Here is a 230-nt window from a genome sequence, read left to right on the forward strand (position 1 = left end):
CCTCCGCGAGGACGCGACGGACGCCGAAGGAAATCCGATCGGCGACGCCACCGCCGCCCTCGCCGCCACGGAGTTCGACTCTGTCGACGAGCTCGACGACCGGATCGAAACCCTCGAAGACGACGCCGACGAGATGGAGGAGGTCCCGATGACCGGGTGGCCCACCGACCGCGTTTACTCCACGTTCTTCGAGGCGGTCGACTACCACGAGCGCGTGGTCGTGATCATGC

At 67.0% G+C, this 230-nt stretch carries 1 pseudogene; it reads left to right on the top strand.

Annotated elements, in window-relative coordinates:
- Nucleotides 1–230 (top strand): annotated as a pseudogene (locus EXE44_RS19520) (cell division control protein Cdc6); the annotation flags it as partial.

The organism is Halorubrum sp. SS7, assembly GCF_005435055.1.
GTDB classification, from domain to species: domain Archaea; phylum Halobacteriota; class Halobacteria; order Halobacteriales; family Haloferacaceae; genus Halorubrum; species Halorubrum salinarum.